The 17533-nt window shown below is 70.6% G+C and carries 18 protein-coding genes; 9 read left to right on the top strand and 9 right to left on the bottom strand.

Annotated features, from left to right (window positions below; genetic code table 11):
* Window positions 1–108: 108 nt before the first annotated feature.
* Entirely contained in the window at window positions 109–456 is a 348-nt protein-coding gene (locus tag AB0B39_RS09025) for a hypothetical protein (protein ID WP_357573936.1), read from the top strand.
* 30 nt (window positions 457–486) lie between these two features.
* Here AB0B39_RS09025 and AB0B39_RS09020 read toward each other — a convergent pair whose 3' ends face one another.
* The gene (locus tag AB0B39_RS09020) at window positions 487–1410 is read right to left on the bottom strand and encodes a maleylpyruvate isomerase N-terminal domain-containing protein (protein WP_357573935.1); all 924 of its coding nucleotides are present in this window, start codon (window positions 1408–1410) and stop codon (window positions 487–489) included.
* A 190-nt stretch (window positions 1411–1600) separates the two neighbouring features.
* Here AB0B39_RS09020 and AB0B39_RS09015 point away from each other — a divergent pair, with 190 nt between their 5' ends.
* Window positions 1601–2083 carry a hypothetical protein gene (locus AB0B39_RS09015; protein ID WP_357573934.1) on the top strand — a complete coding sequence of 161 codons (483 nt, stop codon included), beginning with the start codon at window positions 1601–1603 and terminating at the stop codon, window positions 2081–2083.
* Window positions 2084–2144: 61 nt separating this feature from the next.
* Here AB0B39_RS09015 and AB0B39_RS09010 read toward each other — a convergent pair whose 3' ends face one another.
* The 4 genes from AB0B39_RS09010 to AB0B39_RS08995 all read right to left on the bottom strand — a co-directional run bounded on the left by AB0B39_RS09010 (window position 2145) and on the right by AB0B39_RS08995 (window position 5861).
* Entirely contained in the window at window positions 2145–2678 is a 534-nt protein-coding gene (locus AB0B39_RS09010) for a GNAT family N-acetyltransferase (RefSeq protein WP_357573933.1), read from the bottom strand.
* Between the two features lie 95 nt (window positions 2679–2773).
* Entirely contained in the window at window positions 2774–4009 is a 1236-nt protein-coding gene (locus AB0B39_RS09005; RefSeq protein WP_357573932.1) for a cellulose binding domain-containing protein, read from the bottom strand.
* A gap of 194 nt (window positions 4010–4203) precedes the next feature.
* On the bottom strand, window positions 4204–5475 hold the full coding sequence (locus AB0B39_RS09000) for a sigma-70 family RNA polymerase sigma factor (protein WP_357573931.1): 1272 nt from the start codon (window positions 5473–5475) through the stop codon (window positions 4204–4206).
* Window positions 5475–5861, bottom strand: coding sequence for a YciI family protein (locus AB0B39_RS08995; protein ID WP_357497239.1), 387 nt, complete (start codon window positions 5859–5861; stop codon window positions 5475–5477). The genes AB0B39_RS09000 and AB0B39_RS08995 overlap by 1 nt, the downstream gene beginning before the upstream one ends.
* Window positions 5862–6275: 414 nt before the next feature.
* Between AB0B39_RS08995 and AB0B39_RS08990 the strand changes: the two genes are divergently transcribed.
* Window positions 6276–6719: a DUF5980 family protein gene (locus AB0B39_RS08990; protein ID WP_357573930.1), complete on the top strand. Its 444-nt coding sequence runs from the start codon at window positions 6276–6278 to the stop codon at window positions 6717–6719.
* 54 nt (window positions 6720–6773) lie between these two features.
* Here the strand turns inward: AB0B39_RS08990 and AB0B39_RS08985 are convergent, their stop codons facing one another.
* Window positions 6774–7739 carry a LysR family transcriptional regulator gene (locus tag AB0B39_RS08985; protein ID WP_357573929.1) on the bottom strand — a complete coding sequence of 322 codons (966 nt, stop codon included), beginning with the start codon at window positions 7737–7739 and terminating at the stop codon, window positions 6774–6776.
* 123 nt (window positions 7740–7862) lie between these two features.
* On the opposite strand from AB0B39_RS08985, the gene AB0B39_RS08980 reads away from it, so the two are divergent.
* The 4 genes from AB0B39_RS08980 (at window position 7863) to AB0B39_RS08965 (ending at window position 12998) form a co-directional block, all read left to right on the top strand.
* Window positions 7863–9110, top strand: a complete 1248-nt coding sequence (locus AB0B39_RS08980; protein WP_357573928.1) for an MFS transporter — start codon at window positions 7863–7865, stop codon at window positions 9108–9110.
* Window positions 9111–9265: 155 nt separating this feature from the next.
* The gene (locus tag AB0B39_RS08975) at window positions 9266–10297 is read left to right on the top strand and encodes a pectinesterase family protein (RefSeq protein WP_357573927.1); all 1032 of its coding nucleotides are present in this window, start codon (window positions 9266–9268) and stop codon (window positions 10295–10297) included.
* Window positions 10294–11727, top strand: a complete 1434-nt coding sequence (locus AB0B39_RS08970) for a cellulose binding domain-containing protein (protein ID WP_357573926.1) — start codon at window positions 10294–10296, stop codon at window positions 11725–11727. Before AB0B39_RS08975 ends, AB0B39_RS08970 begins: the two co-directional genes overlap by 4 nt.
* 35 nt (window positions 11728–11762) lie before the next feature.
* A complete protein-coding gene (locus AB0B39_RS08965) occupies window positions 11763–12998 on the top strand; it encodes a cellulose binding domain-containing protein (protein ID WP_357573925.1) in 1236 nt (411 codons plus the stop codon).
* A gap of 80 nt (window positions 12999–13078) precedes the next feature.
* Here AB0B39_RS08965 and AB0B39_RS08960 read toward each other — a convergent pair whose 3' ends face one another.
* Window positions 13079–13759 carry a hypothetical protein gene (locus AB0B39_RS08960; RefSeq protein WP_357573924.1) on the bottom strand — a complete coding sequence of 227 codons (681 nt, stop codon included), beginning with the start codon at window positions 13757–13759 and terminating at the stop codon, window positions 13079–13081.
* A gap of 117 nt (window positions 13760–13876) precedes the next feature.
* Between AB0B39_RS08960 and AB0B39_RS08955 the strand changes: the two genes are divergently transcribed.
* Window positions 13877–14287: a hypothetical protein gene (locus AB0B39_RS08955; protein WP_357573923.1), complete on the top strand. Its 411-nt coding sequence runs from the start codon at window positions 13877–13879 to the stop codon at window positions 14285–14287.
* A gap of 48 nt (window positions 14288–14335) precedes the next feature.
* Here AB0B39_RS08955 and AB0B39_RS08950 read toward each other — a convergent pair whose 3' ends face one another.
* The gene (locus AB0B39_RS08950) at window positions 14336–15289 is read right to left on the bottom strand and encodes a hypothetical protein (protein WP_357573922.1); all 954 of its coding nucleotides are present in this window, start codon (window positions 15287–15289) and stop codon (window positions 14336–14338) included.
* 183 nt (window positions 15290–15472) lie between these two features.
* On the opposite strand from AB0B39_RS08950, the gene AB0B39_RS08945 reads away from it, so the two are divergent.
* A complete protein-coding gene (locus AB0B39_RS08945; protein WP_357573921.1) occupies window positions 15473–15898 on the top strand; it encodes a hypothetical protein in 426 nt (141 codons plus the stop codon).
* A 31-nt stretch (window positions 15899–15929) separates the two neighbouring features.
* Here AB0B39_RS08945 and AB0B39_RS08940 read toward each other — a convergent pair whose 3' ends face one another.
* The gene (locus AB0B39_RS08940) at window positions 15930–17486 is read right to left on the bottom strand and encodes an NAD(P)/FAD-dependent oxidoreductase (protein ID WP_357573920.1); all 1557 of its coding nucleotides are present in this window, start codon (window positions 17484–17486) and stop codon (window positions 15930–15932) included.
* Window positions 17487–17533: the final 47 nt, after the last annotated feature.

Here is a 17533-nt window from a genome sequence, read left to right as displayed (position 1 = left end):
TGCCGCAGGGTATCCCGGATGGATTACGACATCGATATATGTCAGTCTGAGTCTGGACCGAGTCAACGTCCGGTCCGCCCTCTGACCACCGTCCCGAAAGGACCACCCATGCGCACATCCGCCCGCCGGACCACCGCGAGTCTCGCCGCCGTCCTGATCGCCGCATCGGCCGTGACGCTGCCGGGGTCGCCTGCGGTGGCTGGCGAACCGTTCCAGAGCCCGGACCAGGGCCTGGTCTTCTACTCGAGCTACCCGACCGAGGTGGCCGGCAGGCTGGCCACGCCCGACGGCATCTGCCATCAGGTCCCGGCCGACGCGGCCTGGATGCTCACCTGGAGCGGTGGCTTCCGTTCGGTGCCCGGCTACCAGAGCACCGACTGCAGCGGTCCGGCAACCGAACTCAACAACTTCCACAGCTGGACAGAGGGCCGCTACCTCACCTACCGGGCCAGCTGACAGCCGGCCGGCCGTCGCGGCGTACGACGATCAGCCGGCGCCGTCGTCGTTCGGCCTGTCCCGCAGTGGTCGGTCTGCCCTCTGCGTTCCCGCCGGCGCCAGCCGACCGTTGGGCATGTGCACGACCCGCAGGAACGCGGGCAGCCGCCACGGCCGTGGCCCGCCGATGACGACGTCGCGCCGCAGCACCGCCTGCGCGATGCTGATCCGGCCGAACATCATCAGGTTGAACCGGGCGGGCCGGAACGTCACGCGCGCGTCGAACGGACCGTCGGGCGGCGCGATCCACACCCTGCGGTCACCCAGCGTCAGCGTCGTGGTCGACGTGAACTCCGACCGGAACTGCACCGACACGTGGTGGCGAGGCATCGGCAGCTCGGTGTTGAGCAGCACTCCGTACGAGTCACGCAGCATGTCGAACATGAAGAGGTCCCAGTAGAGCGCGGCGTGTTCGTCCGGCATTGGCCACGGTCGGCGCAGCGCCCGCGCGACGTCCCAGCCGTGCACGAGCAGCTCGTTGGTCAGATGGGCGAACAGGCCGCCGACCGTCACCCGCGCGTTACCCAGCCAACTCACCGTCGACAGTGGATCCGCAGTCGTGGCCAAAAGGCGGGCGATCGCGGTGTTCAACCGCGACAGCAGGACTTCCGGATCCCGCTCGGTGAAGTGGGCGAGCACGTGGCTGTTGACGTCGGCGACCGTGTCGACGTTCGTGACGGCGAGCATGTCCTCCAGGCCCGGCACCCGGATGGCGACCTCGGTGCCGTCCAGCCGGGAGACGTACAGCGCCGCGATCGACACCACGTGCGCGACGGTGTCGGCGAGGGTCCAGTCGTCGGTGACCATGGCCGTGGGCGACGGCGCGGCGGCCACCAGCTCGGTGAACCGGTCGGCAGCCGAGCGCAGTGCCGTGTTGGCCACATCCCAGCGGCCCGGGCCTGCCGTTTCACTCACGTCGAGCAGTATCGGGCTTTCGCGCCGACCGAACTTCTCCGAACGTGCGCTCATTCGCCACGTCAGCAGTCTGGACAACGTGGGAACCGCTCGGGTGGGTTCCTCGATGGCCTGATCGCCCGCACCGGCGCAGGGGGCGGCCGGCACGCCGCATCGGCGGTGACGCCGGAGGTGTGGCTATCGTTTCGACATGCTCCCCGACTCGTCACTCGCCGTCGGTGCCGCCTTCCTCGCGGACGGTCCGGCCGATGGCGTCGACCTCAGCCTGTTCGGACAGTTCACGGGTTCCTGGGCACTGGACTGCACCGAGTACGACCCCGACGGGTCCTCGTCCGTCCGACGGGGCGAGTGGCACTTCGGGTACGCGTTGGGCGGCCGTGCGACCACCGACGTCTGGATCCTGCCCGGCGTCGAGCACGGCGTCAGCGTGCGCTTCCCCGATCCGACGGCAGGGCCGGGCATCTGGCGTTCGACGTGGGTCGGGCCGGGCCGGCATCGGACGCACACCTTCCGGGCCGCCCGCGTCGGCGAGCTGATCGTGCTCGACGGCGGTGATCTGCGGTGGACCTTCTCCGACATCGCCGCCGACGAGTTCCGCTGGCGCAACGAGGCGCGGCGGCCCGACGGCGCGTGGCGGGTGCAGCAGACGTTCCAGGTGTGGCGACAGGGCTGACCGTTCCCCGGCCACGCTCCGCCGCTGGCACGCCGGGCCGCAGTTCGCCGCGACGATCCGGTCAGCCGGCGGTGGTGAAGGTGAGGAAGGTGTCGGGGGGCCGCGTCTCGGCGGCGGGACCGTCGTGGACCTCCCACGCGTCCCCGACGACCTGGTCCGCCACCCGCGACCAGAACGCCTCGACGCCGGGGTTGTAACGCTGGAAGCCGATGCTCCACCTGCCGGGGAACAGCGAGATGACCTGCACGGCGGCGGTACGGCCGACGCCGGTGCGGCGCAGCGCGCGGACGACGAAGAAGCTGGTGACGGACGTGCCGCCGTCCTCGGTCGGCGTGGTCATCACGAACCCCGCCGTACGGCCGGCCGCGGTGATCAGCCAGGCCCGGCGCTGCGGGTCGACGCCGGCGAGAAACCGGTCGAGTGGCCGGTCGTTGAATGTGCCGTCGTCGTTGGGCAGGTGACCGTACGCCTCGGACAGGTCATGGCGGTACAACTGCCCGAGGTTGCCGAGCACCGCCCGGTGCGACCGGTCGACAGGTGTCAGCGCGACGGGGTGCGAGGGCGGGCGGGGCGGCGTCGTGGCTTCCCAGGGCACCGCGGCAGTCTCGCATGCCGACCGGTGCGCCCTGACGGCGCGCGACAGCTCTGCGGGCCGGTGCCAGCGGCGCCGACCCGCAGAGCTGTCCCACGTCAGCTTCCGGCGCAGGTGGCGGTCGTGCCGCTGCCGTTGCCGGTGCCCTGGAACCCGAAACTGGCGCTCTGGCCCGCCGCCAGTCGTCCGTTGTAGCTCTGGTTGGCCACGGTGATGGTGCCGCTGGTACCGCTGGCGACGCCGTTCCACAGCGAGCTGACCGACGCTCCGCTCGGCAGGGTGAGGGTGACCCGCCAGCCGGTGAGCGCGGCGGTCCCCGCGGTGACGGTCACGGTGGCGACGAATCCGCCGTTCCACTGGTCCTGGACGGCGTAGACCGCGGTGCAGGCCGGGGTGCCGGTGGGCGGCGGCGTGGTCGGCGGGGGCGTCGTGGGTGGCGGTGTGGTGGGCGGGGGCGTCGTGGGTGGCGGCGTGGTGGGTGGCGTGCCGCCGTCGAGCGTCAGGTTCTTCTGCTGGACGGTCCACTGGCTGCGGCACAGGCCGCAGTCGGGGCCGACGAAGGTGGCGCCGGCGGTGGTGTCGCCCTTCAGGCGCCACTTGAGGTAGAGCACCGCGACGCGGCCGAACTCGCCGCCGTTGGCCTGGTCGTAGGTGCCGCCATGACCGACGTTGAGGTTGCCCATGAAGGCGGGGAGCCCGGCGGGCAGCTTGCCCCAGTCGTCCATGGCGTTGGGGTAGGCGATGTCGCTGGGCCCGCCGATGAAGTAGGCGATCGGCTTGGTCAGCCGCCTGAGCTGGTAGTCGTCGGCGTCGTTCAGCAGTCCGCTGCTGAAGATGCCGGTCGTGGTGACGCGCGGGTCGGCCGAGACGGCGTACGCCTCCAGTCCTCCGCAGGAGAAGCCCGCGACGGCGACCTTGGTGGTGTCGAGCTTGTTGAAGTACTTGCTGCCCTGGCGGGAGTTCTCCGCGACGGCCCAGTCGATGGACTGGGTGAGCATCTGGGAGGTGGTGGAGCCCGATCCGTTCGGGGCGCCGTTGGCGATGGCGAGAAAGCCGTGGGAGGCGATCTCGCGCAGGAAGTTGCCCTGGGAGAGGCCGTTGGCCGAGCACCCGCCGTTGCCCCAGACGAAGATGGGGAGGCGTTCGGACGGGAGCGTCTGGGGCCGGAAGATGGTGTGGTTGGCCAGGCTGGCCGAGGTCTCGTAGTCGGCGGGATAGGGCCCGGAACCGCCGACGGCGGCGTCGGCAGGCGTCGCGCCGAGCATCACGATCACCGAGGCGACCGGGACGATGACGCTCACCAGCCCGGCGTAGATCTTCGATCTCCTTCTCATGCACCCCTCCAACGGATGTCACGGTGGGCTCCCTGCGGCGGCGGTGGCGGCTGTTCGTTCGCGCTGCGACCACAGCGGTCAGCGCAGGCCACGGGCCAGGTCGAGGCGCGATCGCGTCGACCACCCGGCGGGGTCCCCACAGGCGATCCGATGGGAGCGGTACGCAGTTACTATCACCGTCGTAACGAAAAGTGTCAATCGATGGGGGCGCGCTGCGCCGGTCCTGGGTCCGCTGACTCCGACGCCTTGCGCAGCAGCACCGAGCGTTCCCGCTGGTTGGCGCACAGCTGTGCGGCCAGCTCCAGCTCGGCACGCGCTTCCGCCCGCCGTCCGAGCCGGGCCAGCAGCTCTCCGCGTACGGTCGGGACCAGGTGCGACCCGGGGAGCCGGTTCGCGGCGATCAGCTCGTCCACGATGGCCAGGGCGTGCGCCGGGCCCGAGGCCATGGCCACGGCGACGGCCCGGTTGAGGTCGACCACCGGTGAGGGGGCGACCCGGCCGAGCGCCTCGTAGAGCACGACGATCCGCTCCCAGTCGGTCGCCTCGACAGACGGCGCCGTCGCGTGGACGGCGGCGATCGCGGCCTGCAACCCGTACGGGCCGAGCCCGCGGGCCGACGCCCTGGCCAGCGAGGCCAGCCCGCGACGGATCGCCGAGACGTTCCACAGCCGTCGGTCCTGGTCCGCCAGCAGGACCGGGGAGCCGTCCGTGCCGGTCCGGGCCGGGAAACGCGCGGCGGTCAGCTCGCACAACGCGAGCAGGCCGTGCACCTCCGGCTCGTCGGGCGCAAGCGCGGCCAGCGTACGGGCCAGCCGGATCGCCTCGTACGCGACGTCGGGACGCAGCAACCTGTCGCCCGACGTGGCGGTGGAGCCCTCGGTGAAGATCACGTACAGGACGCTGAGCACGCCGCCGAGCCGTTCCCGGCGCTCGGCGGCCGGCGGCAGCTCGAACGGCACCCGGGCCGCCGCGATCGTCTTCTTGGCGCGGGTGATGCGGGCCTGCACGGTCGGCACGGAGACGAGGAACGCGCGGGCGATCTCCTCGCTGGACAGGCCGCCGACCACGCGCAGGGTCAGCGCCACCCGGGCCTCGGGGGAGAGCACCGGGTGGCAGCTGACGAACATCAGCGCCAGCACGTCGTCGTCGATCCGGTCGGGGTCGATGTCCTCGTCGACCACGAGCCCGGCCGCTGCGTCACCTGCCGCGTCGGCCGCCAGCAGGGCGTACCGTTCCTGGAGCGCATGTCGGCGACGGATCGCGTCGATGGCCCGCCGTCGGGCCGTGGCCATCAGCCAACCGCCCGGATTGGCCGGGGAGGCACGCCGCCACGACACGAGCGCCTCGGCCACCGCCTCCTGGGCGGCGTCCTCGGCGAGCCCGAAGTCGCCGGTGAACCGGGTCAGCGCGGCGACGATCCGCGCCGACTCGATCCGCCAGACGGCCTCGACGTCGGCCGTACCCATCAGAGGTGGCCGCTGCCCGCGCTGTCCGCCGGGACCTCGTCGGCCCCGGCCACCCGCCGGACCTCGATCTTGGATCCGCGCACCGCGGGGAACCTCCTGGCCCACTCCACCGCCTCCTCCTTCGAGGCGACATCGAGCAGGAAGTACCCCCCGAACAGTTCCTTGGTCTCGCCGTACGGCCCGTCCGTGACCACCGGGGCCTCGCCCCCGAAGTCGACAACGACGCCCCGGGCCGGATCGTCCAGCCCCTCGGCCGCGAGGAGGACGCCGGCCCTGACCATCTCCTCGATGAACGTGCGGGTCGCGACCATCGCCTCGTCGATCGAGGCCATCATGGCGGCGTTCGACTCGTCGGTGCCTCGCATGATCAGCATGTACGTCGACATCGCGTTCTCCTCATCCGGCGGGCCGCCCCTCGGCCCTCACCCCACACGTCGAACGGGCGCACGGTGGATCGACGCGGCGCCGCAAGAATCTCGTCGCAGTCCACCTCGTGGCCTCGCGTTCCGTCCGTCGGACCAGCTCCGAGCGTCGACGGACACGGACGCTCGACAGATCACCCGCGCATTGTCACAGCTCCGCGAAGCGGCGACCCGCAACCGGATCGACAGGGCCGGCATCGACCGCGGGGCCGCCGGCTCCCGGTTGCTTGACAGGCAGACCACCCGGGGGGATTGTTGCATCGACAAATATCGTTCTTATCCGGCGTCGGGTCCAGCGTGTCGACGACCCACCGCCGCTCGGCGGTTGCCGGATCGTCGGTGTTCCCCACCGATGTCGGCCGCAGAGGACAGGAGTCGATGGTGAAGTTCTCCCGCACCGCCGCACGGATCGCCGCCGCCGCGCTGGCGACAACGCTGCTGGCCCTCGTCGGCGGCACGCCCGGTTCGGCAGCGCCCGCCAGGACGACCACGGGAACCCCGTCGACCTGGACGCTCGTCGACCTGCCACAGCGGCTCTGCGCGACCCCCGACGACCCCCGCACCCTGTACTTCTTCGTCGTGCTCGACGGGACCTGGTCGGCGCAGCTCGCCGTCGGCTACACCGGCATGCCCGACGGCGTCGAGGTGTACAGCCCGCTGACCGTGCCGCCCGGCTCCGGGGACGGCCACCTCGTGCAGAGCCTGGCCGCGTTCCGCGTCAGTGGTGTCACGCCCGGCCGGTACGTCCCGCAACTCCGGGTCACGGACGGCGCCGTGACGCAGAGCGCTCCGGTCGTCCTCGACATCCGCTCATCCTGCTAGGGCGCGACAGCGGCGGGTCCGGTCGGCCGGCGAGGTGGTGCCGGCTCCCGTCCGTCAGCTTCCGGGAATGCCGCCCGGCCCGCCGCCGACCGGCTTCGCTGCCCAGGACGGGCGCCACGTCGTCGCCGGGGCTGGCGCCAGGCTCGCGACGTGGTCGATGACCGCCTGGAGCCCCGGGTGCGCGTTCACGCGCGGCAGGATGAGCGAGAGCGGGTACGCGAGCGTCGGGCACGCGATCGGGATGCGGCGCAGGTCGTGGTTCGTCGGCCAGAGGTACCTGTCGCGCGTGCCGACGAAGGTCGCCACGTCGGCGGAGTCCGCGAGGATGTCGAGCAGCACCTCGTCGCCGAAGTGCGGGCCGGCGGCGTCGATGCGCAGGTCGAATTCGGTGGCGAGCTGGTCGTAGAAGTCCGACCACTCGCTTTTCGGCGCGATGCCGGGGACCCAGATCCGGTGCCCGCCCAGCTGGGCCGGTGTCAGAGTGCGCGCGGAGGCGAGCGGGTGCCGCGGGCCGACGAGCAGTTCCAGGGGTGAGTCGAACGCGTGGATCATCCGCACGTCGCGCGGCAGCGTGGCCGGGTCGGTGACCGAGCGGAACGAGGCGTCGATGTCGCCCGCCTGGACGGCGGCGACGGCCGCGCGCGGGTCGTTGACCCGCAGGGTCACCACGTCGAGCTTGGTCTCCGGGTGGGACCGCCAGTAGTCGTGCAGCACGACTGCCTGCGCGGACCGCAGGCCGAGAACGTCGATCCGCAGGGCCCGCGAGCCCGGCCTGATCGCGGCGAGGGCGCGGTCCACCCCGGCCACGATGCCCCGGGCGTGCGGGAGGAACGCCTGGCCGTCGAGCGTCAGCTCGACCCCTCGGGGAGTACGGGTGAACAACCGCACGTCGAGGGCGCGCTCGAGGGCGGCGATCCGCTTCGACACGGCCTGCTGCGTCACGCCCAGCTCCTCGGCCGCGTGCTGCAACTGCCCGAATTCGGCCGCTCGGACGAACGACCGCACCGCCTCGGTATCCACCGGAACATCATCCACCCGCACAACAGATGGTTGTGACGCGCCTGGACGTCGGTTGTTTGCGCCGACGTCGGCGGCGCTGGTGTGCTGCCCGGACCCGAACGTCGGTTGTCACGAGGGGGGCGGATGCGCGCGCGGTTGGGGTCCAGTTTCGGTTGGCTGTGGTCGGCGTACGCCGTCAGCACGTACGGCACGTGGATCGCCTTCGGCGCGTTCCCGTTGATCGCGGTGCGCGTCCTGCACTCGCCGGCGTTCGCCGTGTCGATCCTGGCGGCGGTCGGGCCGGCCGTCGCGGCGGTCGTGGCGTTCTCGCTCGGGCCGTGGGTCGAGCGCCGGGCGAAGCGTCAGGTGCTGGTCGCCATGGACCTGCTCCGGTTCGTGGCCATGGCGAGCGTCCCGCTCGCGTACGCCTTCGGTCTGCTGTCGTACGGCCAGTTGCTTGTCGTCTCGGTCCTCTCCGGGGCCGCGGGCATCGCCTTCGCCGCGGCGTCCGGGGCGTACCTCAAGCATCTCGTCCAGGGTGATCACCTGGTGGTGGCGAACGGACGGTTCGAGGCCACGAACTGGGCGGCGGTCGCGGTGGGTCCGCCCCTCGGTGGCGCGCTCGTCGGGCTGCTCGGGCCGGTCGTCACCGTCGCCGCCGACGCCGTCAGCTATCTGCTGTCGGCGCTCGCGGTCCTGCGCATCCGCGGCGGCGACGTCGCGGCGCCCCCGGACCGGGCCGGCCGGCTGCGCGGTGCCGATCTTCTGGTCGGCTGGCGGTTCATCCGGCACGACCGCGTCGTGCGAGGGCTGTTCCTCAACTCCATCCTGGTCGGCGGTCTCATCATGGCGACCGCTCCGCTCCTGGCTGTCCTCCTGCTGGGCCAGTACCACCTGCCGGCCTGGCAGTATGGCCTCGCCTTCGGCGTCCCGGCGCTCGGCGGCCTGGTGGGCGCCCGCCTGTCGTCCCGCCTCGTGGCCCGCCACGGTCAGCACCGGGTCATGATCGTCTCCGGGTGGCTGCGCTCGGTCTTTCCCCTCGGTCTCGCGTTCGTCCAGCCGGGCATCCCCGGACTCGTCACCGTGATCGTCGTCGAGGGCCTGCTGATCACCTGCATGGGCGTCTTCAACCCGATCTACGCGACCGAGCGACTGCACCGCACCCCACTCGGCCACACCGCCCGCGTCCTCAGCACGTGGAGTGCCGCCAGCAGACTCGTCCAGGCGGCCCTGGTGGTGATCTGGGGAGTCCTCGCGACGCTCACCAGCCCTCTCGCGGCGATCACCATCTCCGGCGTTCTCCTGCTCGCGACCCCGCTCCTGCTGCCCAGGAGGACACCGTCGGTGGTCGCCGAACCCGCCGCCTCCGCGAGGGACGTTCGGGTCGGATGAACGGGTGGCTCACCCTCCGTGCCCGCCACCTTCATATTTCCAATCATCGATGTTAACGTTAACTTAACTCCGTCGTCCGCCGGTCGACATGATCTCCGGCGGAGGCCCGCTGAGATCGGAGAACGCTCATGACCACACCCGGCAGGGTTCTTCGCGTGCGCTCGGTGGCGGTGGTGACCGTGTGCGCTCTCGCAGCCGCAGTCCCGATGGCCTCCGCCGCGTCCGCCTCCGCCTCCATCACCGTGGCCGCCGACGGCAGCGGCAACTACACGACCGTGCAGGCGGCGATCGACAGTGTCGCGGCGAACAACAGCGTTCCGGTCACCATCACCATCAGACCCGGCACCTACCGGGGCGTGGTCACCATTCCCGCCAACAAGCCCTACCTCACCCTGGTCGGCGCGGGCAGCTCCGCCGCCCAGGTGGTGATCGTCGAGGGGCACGCATCCGGCCAGACCAAGCCCGGTGGCGGCACGTACGGCACGTCCGGCAGTGCCTCGGTCTTCGTCAACGCCAACGACACCACGATCAGCAATCTGACCATGTCGAACGACTTCAACGAGGCCGCCAACGCCCTCGATGCCGAGCAGGCCGTCGCCGTCAACACCTCCGGCGACCGGGTGCAGTTCGACAACGTCCGCATCCTCGGCAACCAGGACACCCTCCTGGTCAACGCGCCGAGTGTCAGCTCGGTCCGGCGTCTCTACGTCCGTAACTCCTACGTGGAGGGTGACGTCGACTTCATCTTCGGGCGGGGCACCATGGTCTTCCAGAACGGCACCGTGCACTCGCTCACCCGGGGCTCGTCGTCGAACAACGGTTACATCACCGCGGCGGCCACCGACATCAACAACAAGTTCGGCTTCCTGTTCTGGGGCACCACCCTGACCAGCAACGCTCCCGCCAGGACCGTCTATCTGGGCCGACCCTGGCACCCCAGCGGCGACGTCAACGCCCGCGGTCAGGTCCTCTACCGGGGCGTCGCGATGGGCGCACACATCCGCACCGATCCCTGGACCGACATGTCCGGCTTCTCGTGGCGGACCGCCCGGTTCGCCGAGTACAGCAGCACCGGGGCCGGCGCCGGCGTCAACGCCAACCGCCCCCAGATGAGCGCCTCCACCGCCACCCAGTACACGCCCACCGCCTACCTGGCGGGTAACGACGGCTGGAACCCCATCCGATGACGAAGATCCGTTCCCTGCGTACCGCGGCCCTCATCGCAGTCGCCGCCGGCGTGCTCGCCGCAGGTCTGCCGGCCCTCAACGCCGAGGCCGCGGTCGGTGACGGCACACCTGCCGACTCGAACATCAGCTTCGTCGGCCGGTGGAACAAGACCAACGCCTCGGCCTACGTGCCGTACTGGGCCGGCGCGTACCTGCGGGTCGGGTTCACCGGTAAGACGGTGAAGCTCCGGCAGCGCAACACCATCCAGCTGTGGGCCAGCATCGACGGTAGGGCGTTCACGTCCTTCACCGGCTCCGGCACGATCAACCTGACGCCGACCGCGCTGGCGGCCGGCAACCACACGTTGATCGTCAGTTACCGGCAGGTGGCCGGCTCCTACACCGGTGACGCGGTCTTCCAGGGGCTGATCCTGGAGTCGGGCGCTGCCACCTTCGCGCCACCGGCCCGCCCCAAGCTTGTCGAGTTCGTCGGTGACTCGATCACCGCGGGCGCCACGAGCAGTCAGCTCGCCGTGACGGACTACGGCTTCAAGGTCGGTGAGAGGCTCGGCTACGACCACACCCAGATCGCGATCGGTGGCATGTGTCTGGCCGAGACGACCGACGGGTGCTGGGCGCAGGAGACCCGCTACTGGATGTCGTCCGGTGGCCAGGCCGGCACCGACCCGTGGGACTTCTCCCGCTACACGGCCGACGGCGTGGTGATCAACCTGGGGACCAACGACAAGAGCCATGGCGTGAGCGCCACGGCCTTCCAGGCGACGTACACCACCTTCCTCACGCGGATCCGGGCCAGGTTCCCGAACGCCAAGCTCTTCGCCATGCGGACGTTCATCGGTCGTTATGCCGCGGAGACGGAGGCGGCGGTGCGGGCACGCAACGCCGCAGGCGACGCCAACGTGTTCTACGTGGACACCACCGGCTGGCTGCCGTCCGGTGGTCTGAGCGACTCGGTGCACCCGAACGACGCGGGCCACCAGGCCATCACCGACCGGCTGGCCCCGGTCCTCAGCGCACGATTGACCACAACCCCGGACCCCACGACTCCGGCCCCCACGAGCCCGGTCCCCACGACTGCGCCGACCACACCTGCGCCTACCGCTCCCGCGGGCGGGGCCTGCGCCCTCACCTACCGCAAGACCGGTGACTGGGGTACGGGTGCCCAGTTCGACGTGACGCTCAGCAACACCTCCACCGTGCCAGTCAACGGTTGGACGCTCACCTGGTCCCTGCCCGGCAGTCAGCGGATCACGCAGTCCTGGAATGCCACAGTCACCCAGTCCGGCAGTGCGGCCACCGCGGTGAACGCCGCCTGGAACGCGGTGATCCCGGCCGCCGGTTCGACGAGCTTCGGATTTGTCACCGACAGCCCGCTCGGCGGAGCGACCGGGTTCGCCCTCAACGGCTCCCCGTGCGCCGCCGCCACCTGACGGCGCGCATCTCCGATCGAGGCAGGAGTAACCCGATGAAGGTTGGCCGATCGCGTCTCGTGGTCCTGGCGGCAACGGTCCTGACCGTCGCGGCCGGCGGGCTCGGCATCGCCACCGCCCGGGCCGCCGCCCCGGCGTGCGGTGTCGCCTATCGGGTCACCAGCGAGTGGACCGGCGGATTCGGAGCCGATGTCGTCGTCACCAACCTCGGTGACGCGGTGACCAGTTGGACCCTGGGCTGGAGTCTCGCCCCCGGGCAGGGTGTGACGCAGGCGTGGAACGCCACAGTCACGGTCACCGGCACGGCGGCGACCGCGACCAACGTGAGCTACAACGGTGCCGTCGGCTCCGGCGCATCGGTCAACTTCGGCTTCACCGGCTCGTGGAGCGGCAGCAACCCGGTGCCGTCGTCGTTCTCGTTCAACGGCGTCACCTGCGCCGGCCCACCGGCCGCGACCCCCACCGCACCGACTCCGACGCCGACACAGACGCCCGGGCCAACGCCCTGCCCCGAGCCGAGCACACCGCAGGCGACCCCTTCCACGTCATCGCCACCCGCGCCGATCAGGGTGTGGATGGCCGGCGACTCCACGATGATGAATGCCAGCGCCTGTCCGATCGGCTGGGGCAGCCAGTTCGCGTCCTACCTCACCTCGAACGTCACCGTGCAGAACAGCGCCGTCGGCGGTCGCAGCATCCAGACGTGGCTGTACGAGGGCAACGTGACCTCCACCAAGAACTCGGCCGGCGAGTGCACGCTCAGCTCGACCGCCTACAGCGCGCGGTGGTCGGCGATGCTGGACACCGCCAACGGCTTCAAGACCGGTGACTATCTGATCGTCCAGTTCGGCATCAACGACGGCGACTCGGCCTGCCCGCGACACGTCGGCAGCAACCGCTTCAAGGAACTGCTCGGCGTCATGGCGACGGCCGCCAAAGCCAGAGGGGTGAAGCCGATCTTCGTCACCCCGGTCGCGGCGATCACGTGCAGCGGCGGCACCGCCGTCGGCAATCGCGGTTTCGTCACCGAGACGACGGCCGCGGCCGCCGCCAACGGCGTACCGGTCATCGACCTGCATGCCAGGAGCGTGGCGCTCTACAACACGCTCCGGCTGTGCCCGAACAACGGTGACTACTCGACGGGCGCGGTCGGCGCGTTCTTCTGCAACGACCACACCCACTTCGAGGCCGCCGGCGCCCGACAGATCGCCGGCCTGATCGCCACCGCCCTCAAGGCGCAGAACATCCCGCTCGCCGCCTACCTGAAGTGACGCCACACCTCCCGCAGCGCTAGCCGACGACGGGAGCCAGCCGACTCCAGGTAATCAATTCGTCAATTCGGGGCCTGACGTCACGCCGCCGCGATCGGATATCCAATCGCGGCGATGTCCTCGCGCAGCCGGCCAACTGTCACTTCCGGGTTGAGGGCTTGGACGACGGCGTCGGTGAGTGGACGGTACGTGACGACGTGCTCGACCACCCTCGGATCCACCTCGATCCGGTAGTAGTCCTCGGCGAACTCGACGTACCGGTCGACGATGTCGTCGAGCAGGATCTCGAGCAGGCCGGCGCCGTCCGGGTCGTTGTCGCCGTGCGGTCCACGGAGCGGGGGGAACGTGATGCCTTCGCCGGCGTGCCAGCGGTCATCACTGGAGAGCCGCCACAGCACAGCGGTGGCGACGAACAGGCCCTCTTCGTCGCCGAACGCCGGCTCCTCGATCAGCGGACGGAACGCCGACGGGATGCCGTCGAGGAGCCCGGTCCACAGGTCGTGGTGCGGATCGCGGTAGGGACTCATCGCCGACTCGTGGTCGAACACGCGGATGAACGCGCCCGCAGTGGTGAACACGACGGTCCACTCATCGCCGCTACCGTTGTCCATCAGCGCCGCTTCGTCGTCACCCCACCTGCGGGTGTAGGCGTAGTAGGGCTCGCCACCGTCGATGATGCGCTCCAGCACGGCGAGTGCCTTGCAGCGGTCCCGCAGCACCTCGATCGGGGGCAGTCTGGCGGCGATGTCGTACACGGTCACCCGGTGAACCTACGCCCAGTCAACGCCCGGGCTCGTCGGTGGAGTCCGACGCCGTCGCCAACGGAGCGCGACGACTCGGGCAACGCGCCGCAGCGCCGGATGAGAGAGGATGCGCCGGTGCGTCACCAGCATCACGTCTTCCACAACCCGCCGCCATCAACACCGGACGAGGTACGCGCCGCGCTCGACCGCGGCGACCTGTCGGCCGCGCTGGACGCCATGGTCGGCACCGCCCTGTACGGCGACGGGGACTGGCGGGAGCTGCAGGAACTGCACCTTCGGTTGCTCGAACACGACGATCGTCAGGTCAGTGCGCTCGCCGCGACGTGCCTGGGGCATCTCGCGAGGGTCCACCGTCAACTGGATGAGCGCCGGGTGGTCACCGCGCTGCGCCGAGCCCGGGCGCTGCCACACCTCGCCGGTACCGCCGGTAACGCGCTGGAGGACATCGAGGTCTTCCTCCACCCGCGGCGCGCACGGATGCGCGGACGGGTGTGGAGGGCGATCCGCCCCTGGACGTGGCTCTGAGTCGAACGCGGAGGCGCCACCGACCCGTGGTGGAACCCCATCGGGCCCTCAACTCTGCTGGTAGTTCACCGCCGCGAACCCGCACGGCTGGTGCAGGTGCAGGTAGTAGGCGCCCTCGCCGTATTCGTCCAGATCGGCGCCGGCGATCAGACCCACGTAGTCCATCGGTTCAGCGCAACCGGGGCAGTCGGCGTGCTCGGCGTCCTGGATCCACTCGGGCCGGCCGCCCAGTGTCGATCCACCCTGGTTCCAGGCGCTGACCTGGTACGGGCTCGCCAGGGCCAGACCGAGGACCGGCGTCAGCGTCGGAGGTTCCTCCGGTTCGTCGGCGTCCGGGAGGTAGCTCGGGCGGGCGTTCCCGGCCCACCAGGTGGCGCCACCGGCCGGAGTGACGTGGCTGTACAACGTCGTGTAGCAGGCGCAGAAGTGGCAGGTCTCGATCACCAACCGCCCGGACCAGCCGGTGTGGGCCAGCGCCGCGGCGATGGCGGCATCGGTGGTGTCGAGGTCTGCGGCAACCCACAGCGGCGAGGCGCACCAGGGGCAGCCGGGCCGATCGGGGCCGGTCGCTGTTTCGCGCAGGAGCCACCGGTACGCGGTGTCCCCGCACAGGTCCCGTCGCCGGCCGTCCGAGCCGACCGCCCAGCCGCCCTCGTGAGCGTAGCTGAGCGCATCGACGTGCAGCTCGCCCGAACCCGCGGGAGGCTGCGCCGTCCAGCGGCGTAGTGCGCTCTCGGCGTACGGGTGAGCACTGTGCGCCAGGACCATGAGCAGGTGGTTGAGCCGATCGGGCGTGCGGCCGCTGTCGACCTGCTCGACGACCCGACGGACCACGTCGGCGTCCGCAGCGCGGTACAACTTCGCCGGGTACAGCACATCGAGGTCGAGCAGGAGACCCAGGTGCGGGGTCAGCCTTCGGGGGTCGGTGTCCGCGATCGCGCACAACTCCTCGATCGCGTCGTCGTCCTCGGCGGCAGCACGTCTGATCAACTCCTCGATCACGACAGGATGGTAGCCACGTTGATCCGTCCGCCATCCAACGGATCGATCTCTCTCCGGTGTCGCAGATCAATGGCAGACCGATCATGAGACACCGTCCACATCGGCTTCGTTCGGCGACGGTCCGACTGCTACCGTCCAGCACCGGAGTGACGATCATGATGAATGCTGGGGGAGTTGACGTGGATGCGTAGGAAGCCGAGTACGCGGTTGGCGGGTGCCCTGGTCATGGTGCCGACGACAGTGGCCCTCGTGCTGGTCGGAACCGCCTCGGCGGCGTCGGCGGCCACGGGCACGCCGAGCGGTGCGCCGCCGGCGGCCAACGGTGTCGACGTGTGGTGCGTGTCGACGACCGGCGCCAAGGCATGCTTCGCCGCGTACGGGGACCGGGTCTGGGTGAAGGACACCAAGGCGAACGGCGCGTCGGCCGCCGGCACGATCCAGGGACCGGACTGGAGTCGGCAGTGCTTCAACGGCAGCGGAGCTGACGCCGGCTGGGTCATGTGCAACTTCGACGTGCCGGAGTACGACGAGGGCCTGCTGTGGGCCGTCAACAACCCGTTCATCGGCAACGAGAGCAGCACGAGGATCTACACCAGCGGCCCGATCTGACGCTGGCGTTCGCCTAACGGGCCCCGGTCCGTCAGACCAGGGGCGCCTGCGCGGATCGGCCGCCGTCGTCGGCTGCGCGGACGCCCCCGGGAGCGGCGATCGGGGCGGTGACGATCCGGCGCGGCAGCACCGGCGCGTCGCGGCCGGTGCCCCGCCGACCGTTTCCGGTCGACTGCTCGTGGTAGTCCTGCTCCACGTTGACCGACCAGACGTCGTGGGTTGCGCCGGTGGCGATGTTCTCGACGGTCAGCATCGCGGTGAGCATCGAGTGGTCCTGATTGTTGTAGCGGTGCATGCCGTTGCGCCCCACCGGGTGCACGTTCGGCACGGCCTCCGCCAGCCAGGCCCGGATCACGTCCACGTTGTGCTGGTAGCGCTCGTCGTACACCGGGTAGGCCTTGGGCATCCGCACCACGTGCCCGGCCTCGACCACCCCCGGGCGGACCAGGCCCAACCGTTCCAGCTCCGCGGTGGCCAGGGCCACGAGGTCGGCGTCCGGGGTACGCCACATCTCGTCGTCCTCGAACACGAAGTACTCCAGGCCCAGGCAGGTGCGCCCGTCCTTGACCAGGTAGGGCGACCACGAGCCGAAGTTCTGGATCCGGCCCACCCGCACCGCCGGGTCGTGTACGTAGATCCAGTTGTCCGGGAACGAGAACTCGGCCGGCACCACCAGGGCGACCGTCAGGAAGTCGCGGTAGCGCAGGTCGGCGGCGCAGGCCAGCACCTCCGGGGGCGCCGGCGGACGCAGCGCGGCGACCAGCTCCGAGATCGGCATCGACGAGATCACGTCGTCGGCCGGCTCGGTGCGCTGCCCGCCCGCGCCGTTGAGCGTCACGCTGATCGCCCGTCGTCGTTTCGGGTCGCGGTGCACGGCGGTCACCCAGGTGCCCGTCGACACCTCCCCGCCGCGCCGACGCACCTCCTCGGCGCAGCGCTCCCACATCATCCCCGGCCCGTACTTCGGGTACTGGAACTCCTCGATCAGACTTGTCACGTCGGTGCGGCGGCGGCGGGGCAGCACCGCGTTGCGGACCGCCGTCGCCAGCGACAGGTTCTTGATCCGCTGCGCGGCCCAGTCGGCCTGCAACCGGTCCGCCGGCATGCCCCAGACCTTCTCGGTGTACGTCTTGAAGAAGATCGAGTACAGCCGCCAGCCGAACCGCGCCGACACCCAGCCCTCGAAGTGCGACTGGTCCTTCGGCGGGCGCAGGCGGGCCCGGGCGTACGAGCCCAGGCAGCGCACCGCCTCGGGCAGCCCCAGGTTGCGCAGGGCGTTCGTCGCGCTCAGCGGGTAGTTGAACAGGGCCCCCCGGTAGAAGATCCGGCTCATCCGGGGTCGGGTCAGGAAGTCCTCGTCGGGCAGGATCTCGTGCCAGAACGCCTCCACCCGGGGCACCTTGGTGAAGAACCGGTGCCCGCCGATGTCGAAGCGCCACCCGTCGCGCTCCACGGTCCGGCTGATCCCGCCGACCACCTCGTCGGCCTCGAAGACCCGGACGGACCGCCCGTGTCGAAGCAACTCGTACGCCGCGGTGAGCCCCGCGGGCCCCGCGCCGATGACCACCGTGCCGTGCTGCTCGCTCATGCCGCCCGTACTCCCTGCCGATGGTTGAGGCGCGGCGCGTACCCGTT

Source organism: Micromonospora sp. NPDC049114, assembly GCF_040648635.1.
Classification (GTDB): Bacteria; Actinomycetota; Actinomycetes; order Mycobacteriales; family Micromonosporaceae; genus Micromonospora.
The sequence above is the reverse complement of the archived record's forward strand: the minus strand, read 5'-3'. Positions and strand labels throughout refer to the sequence as shown.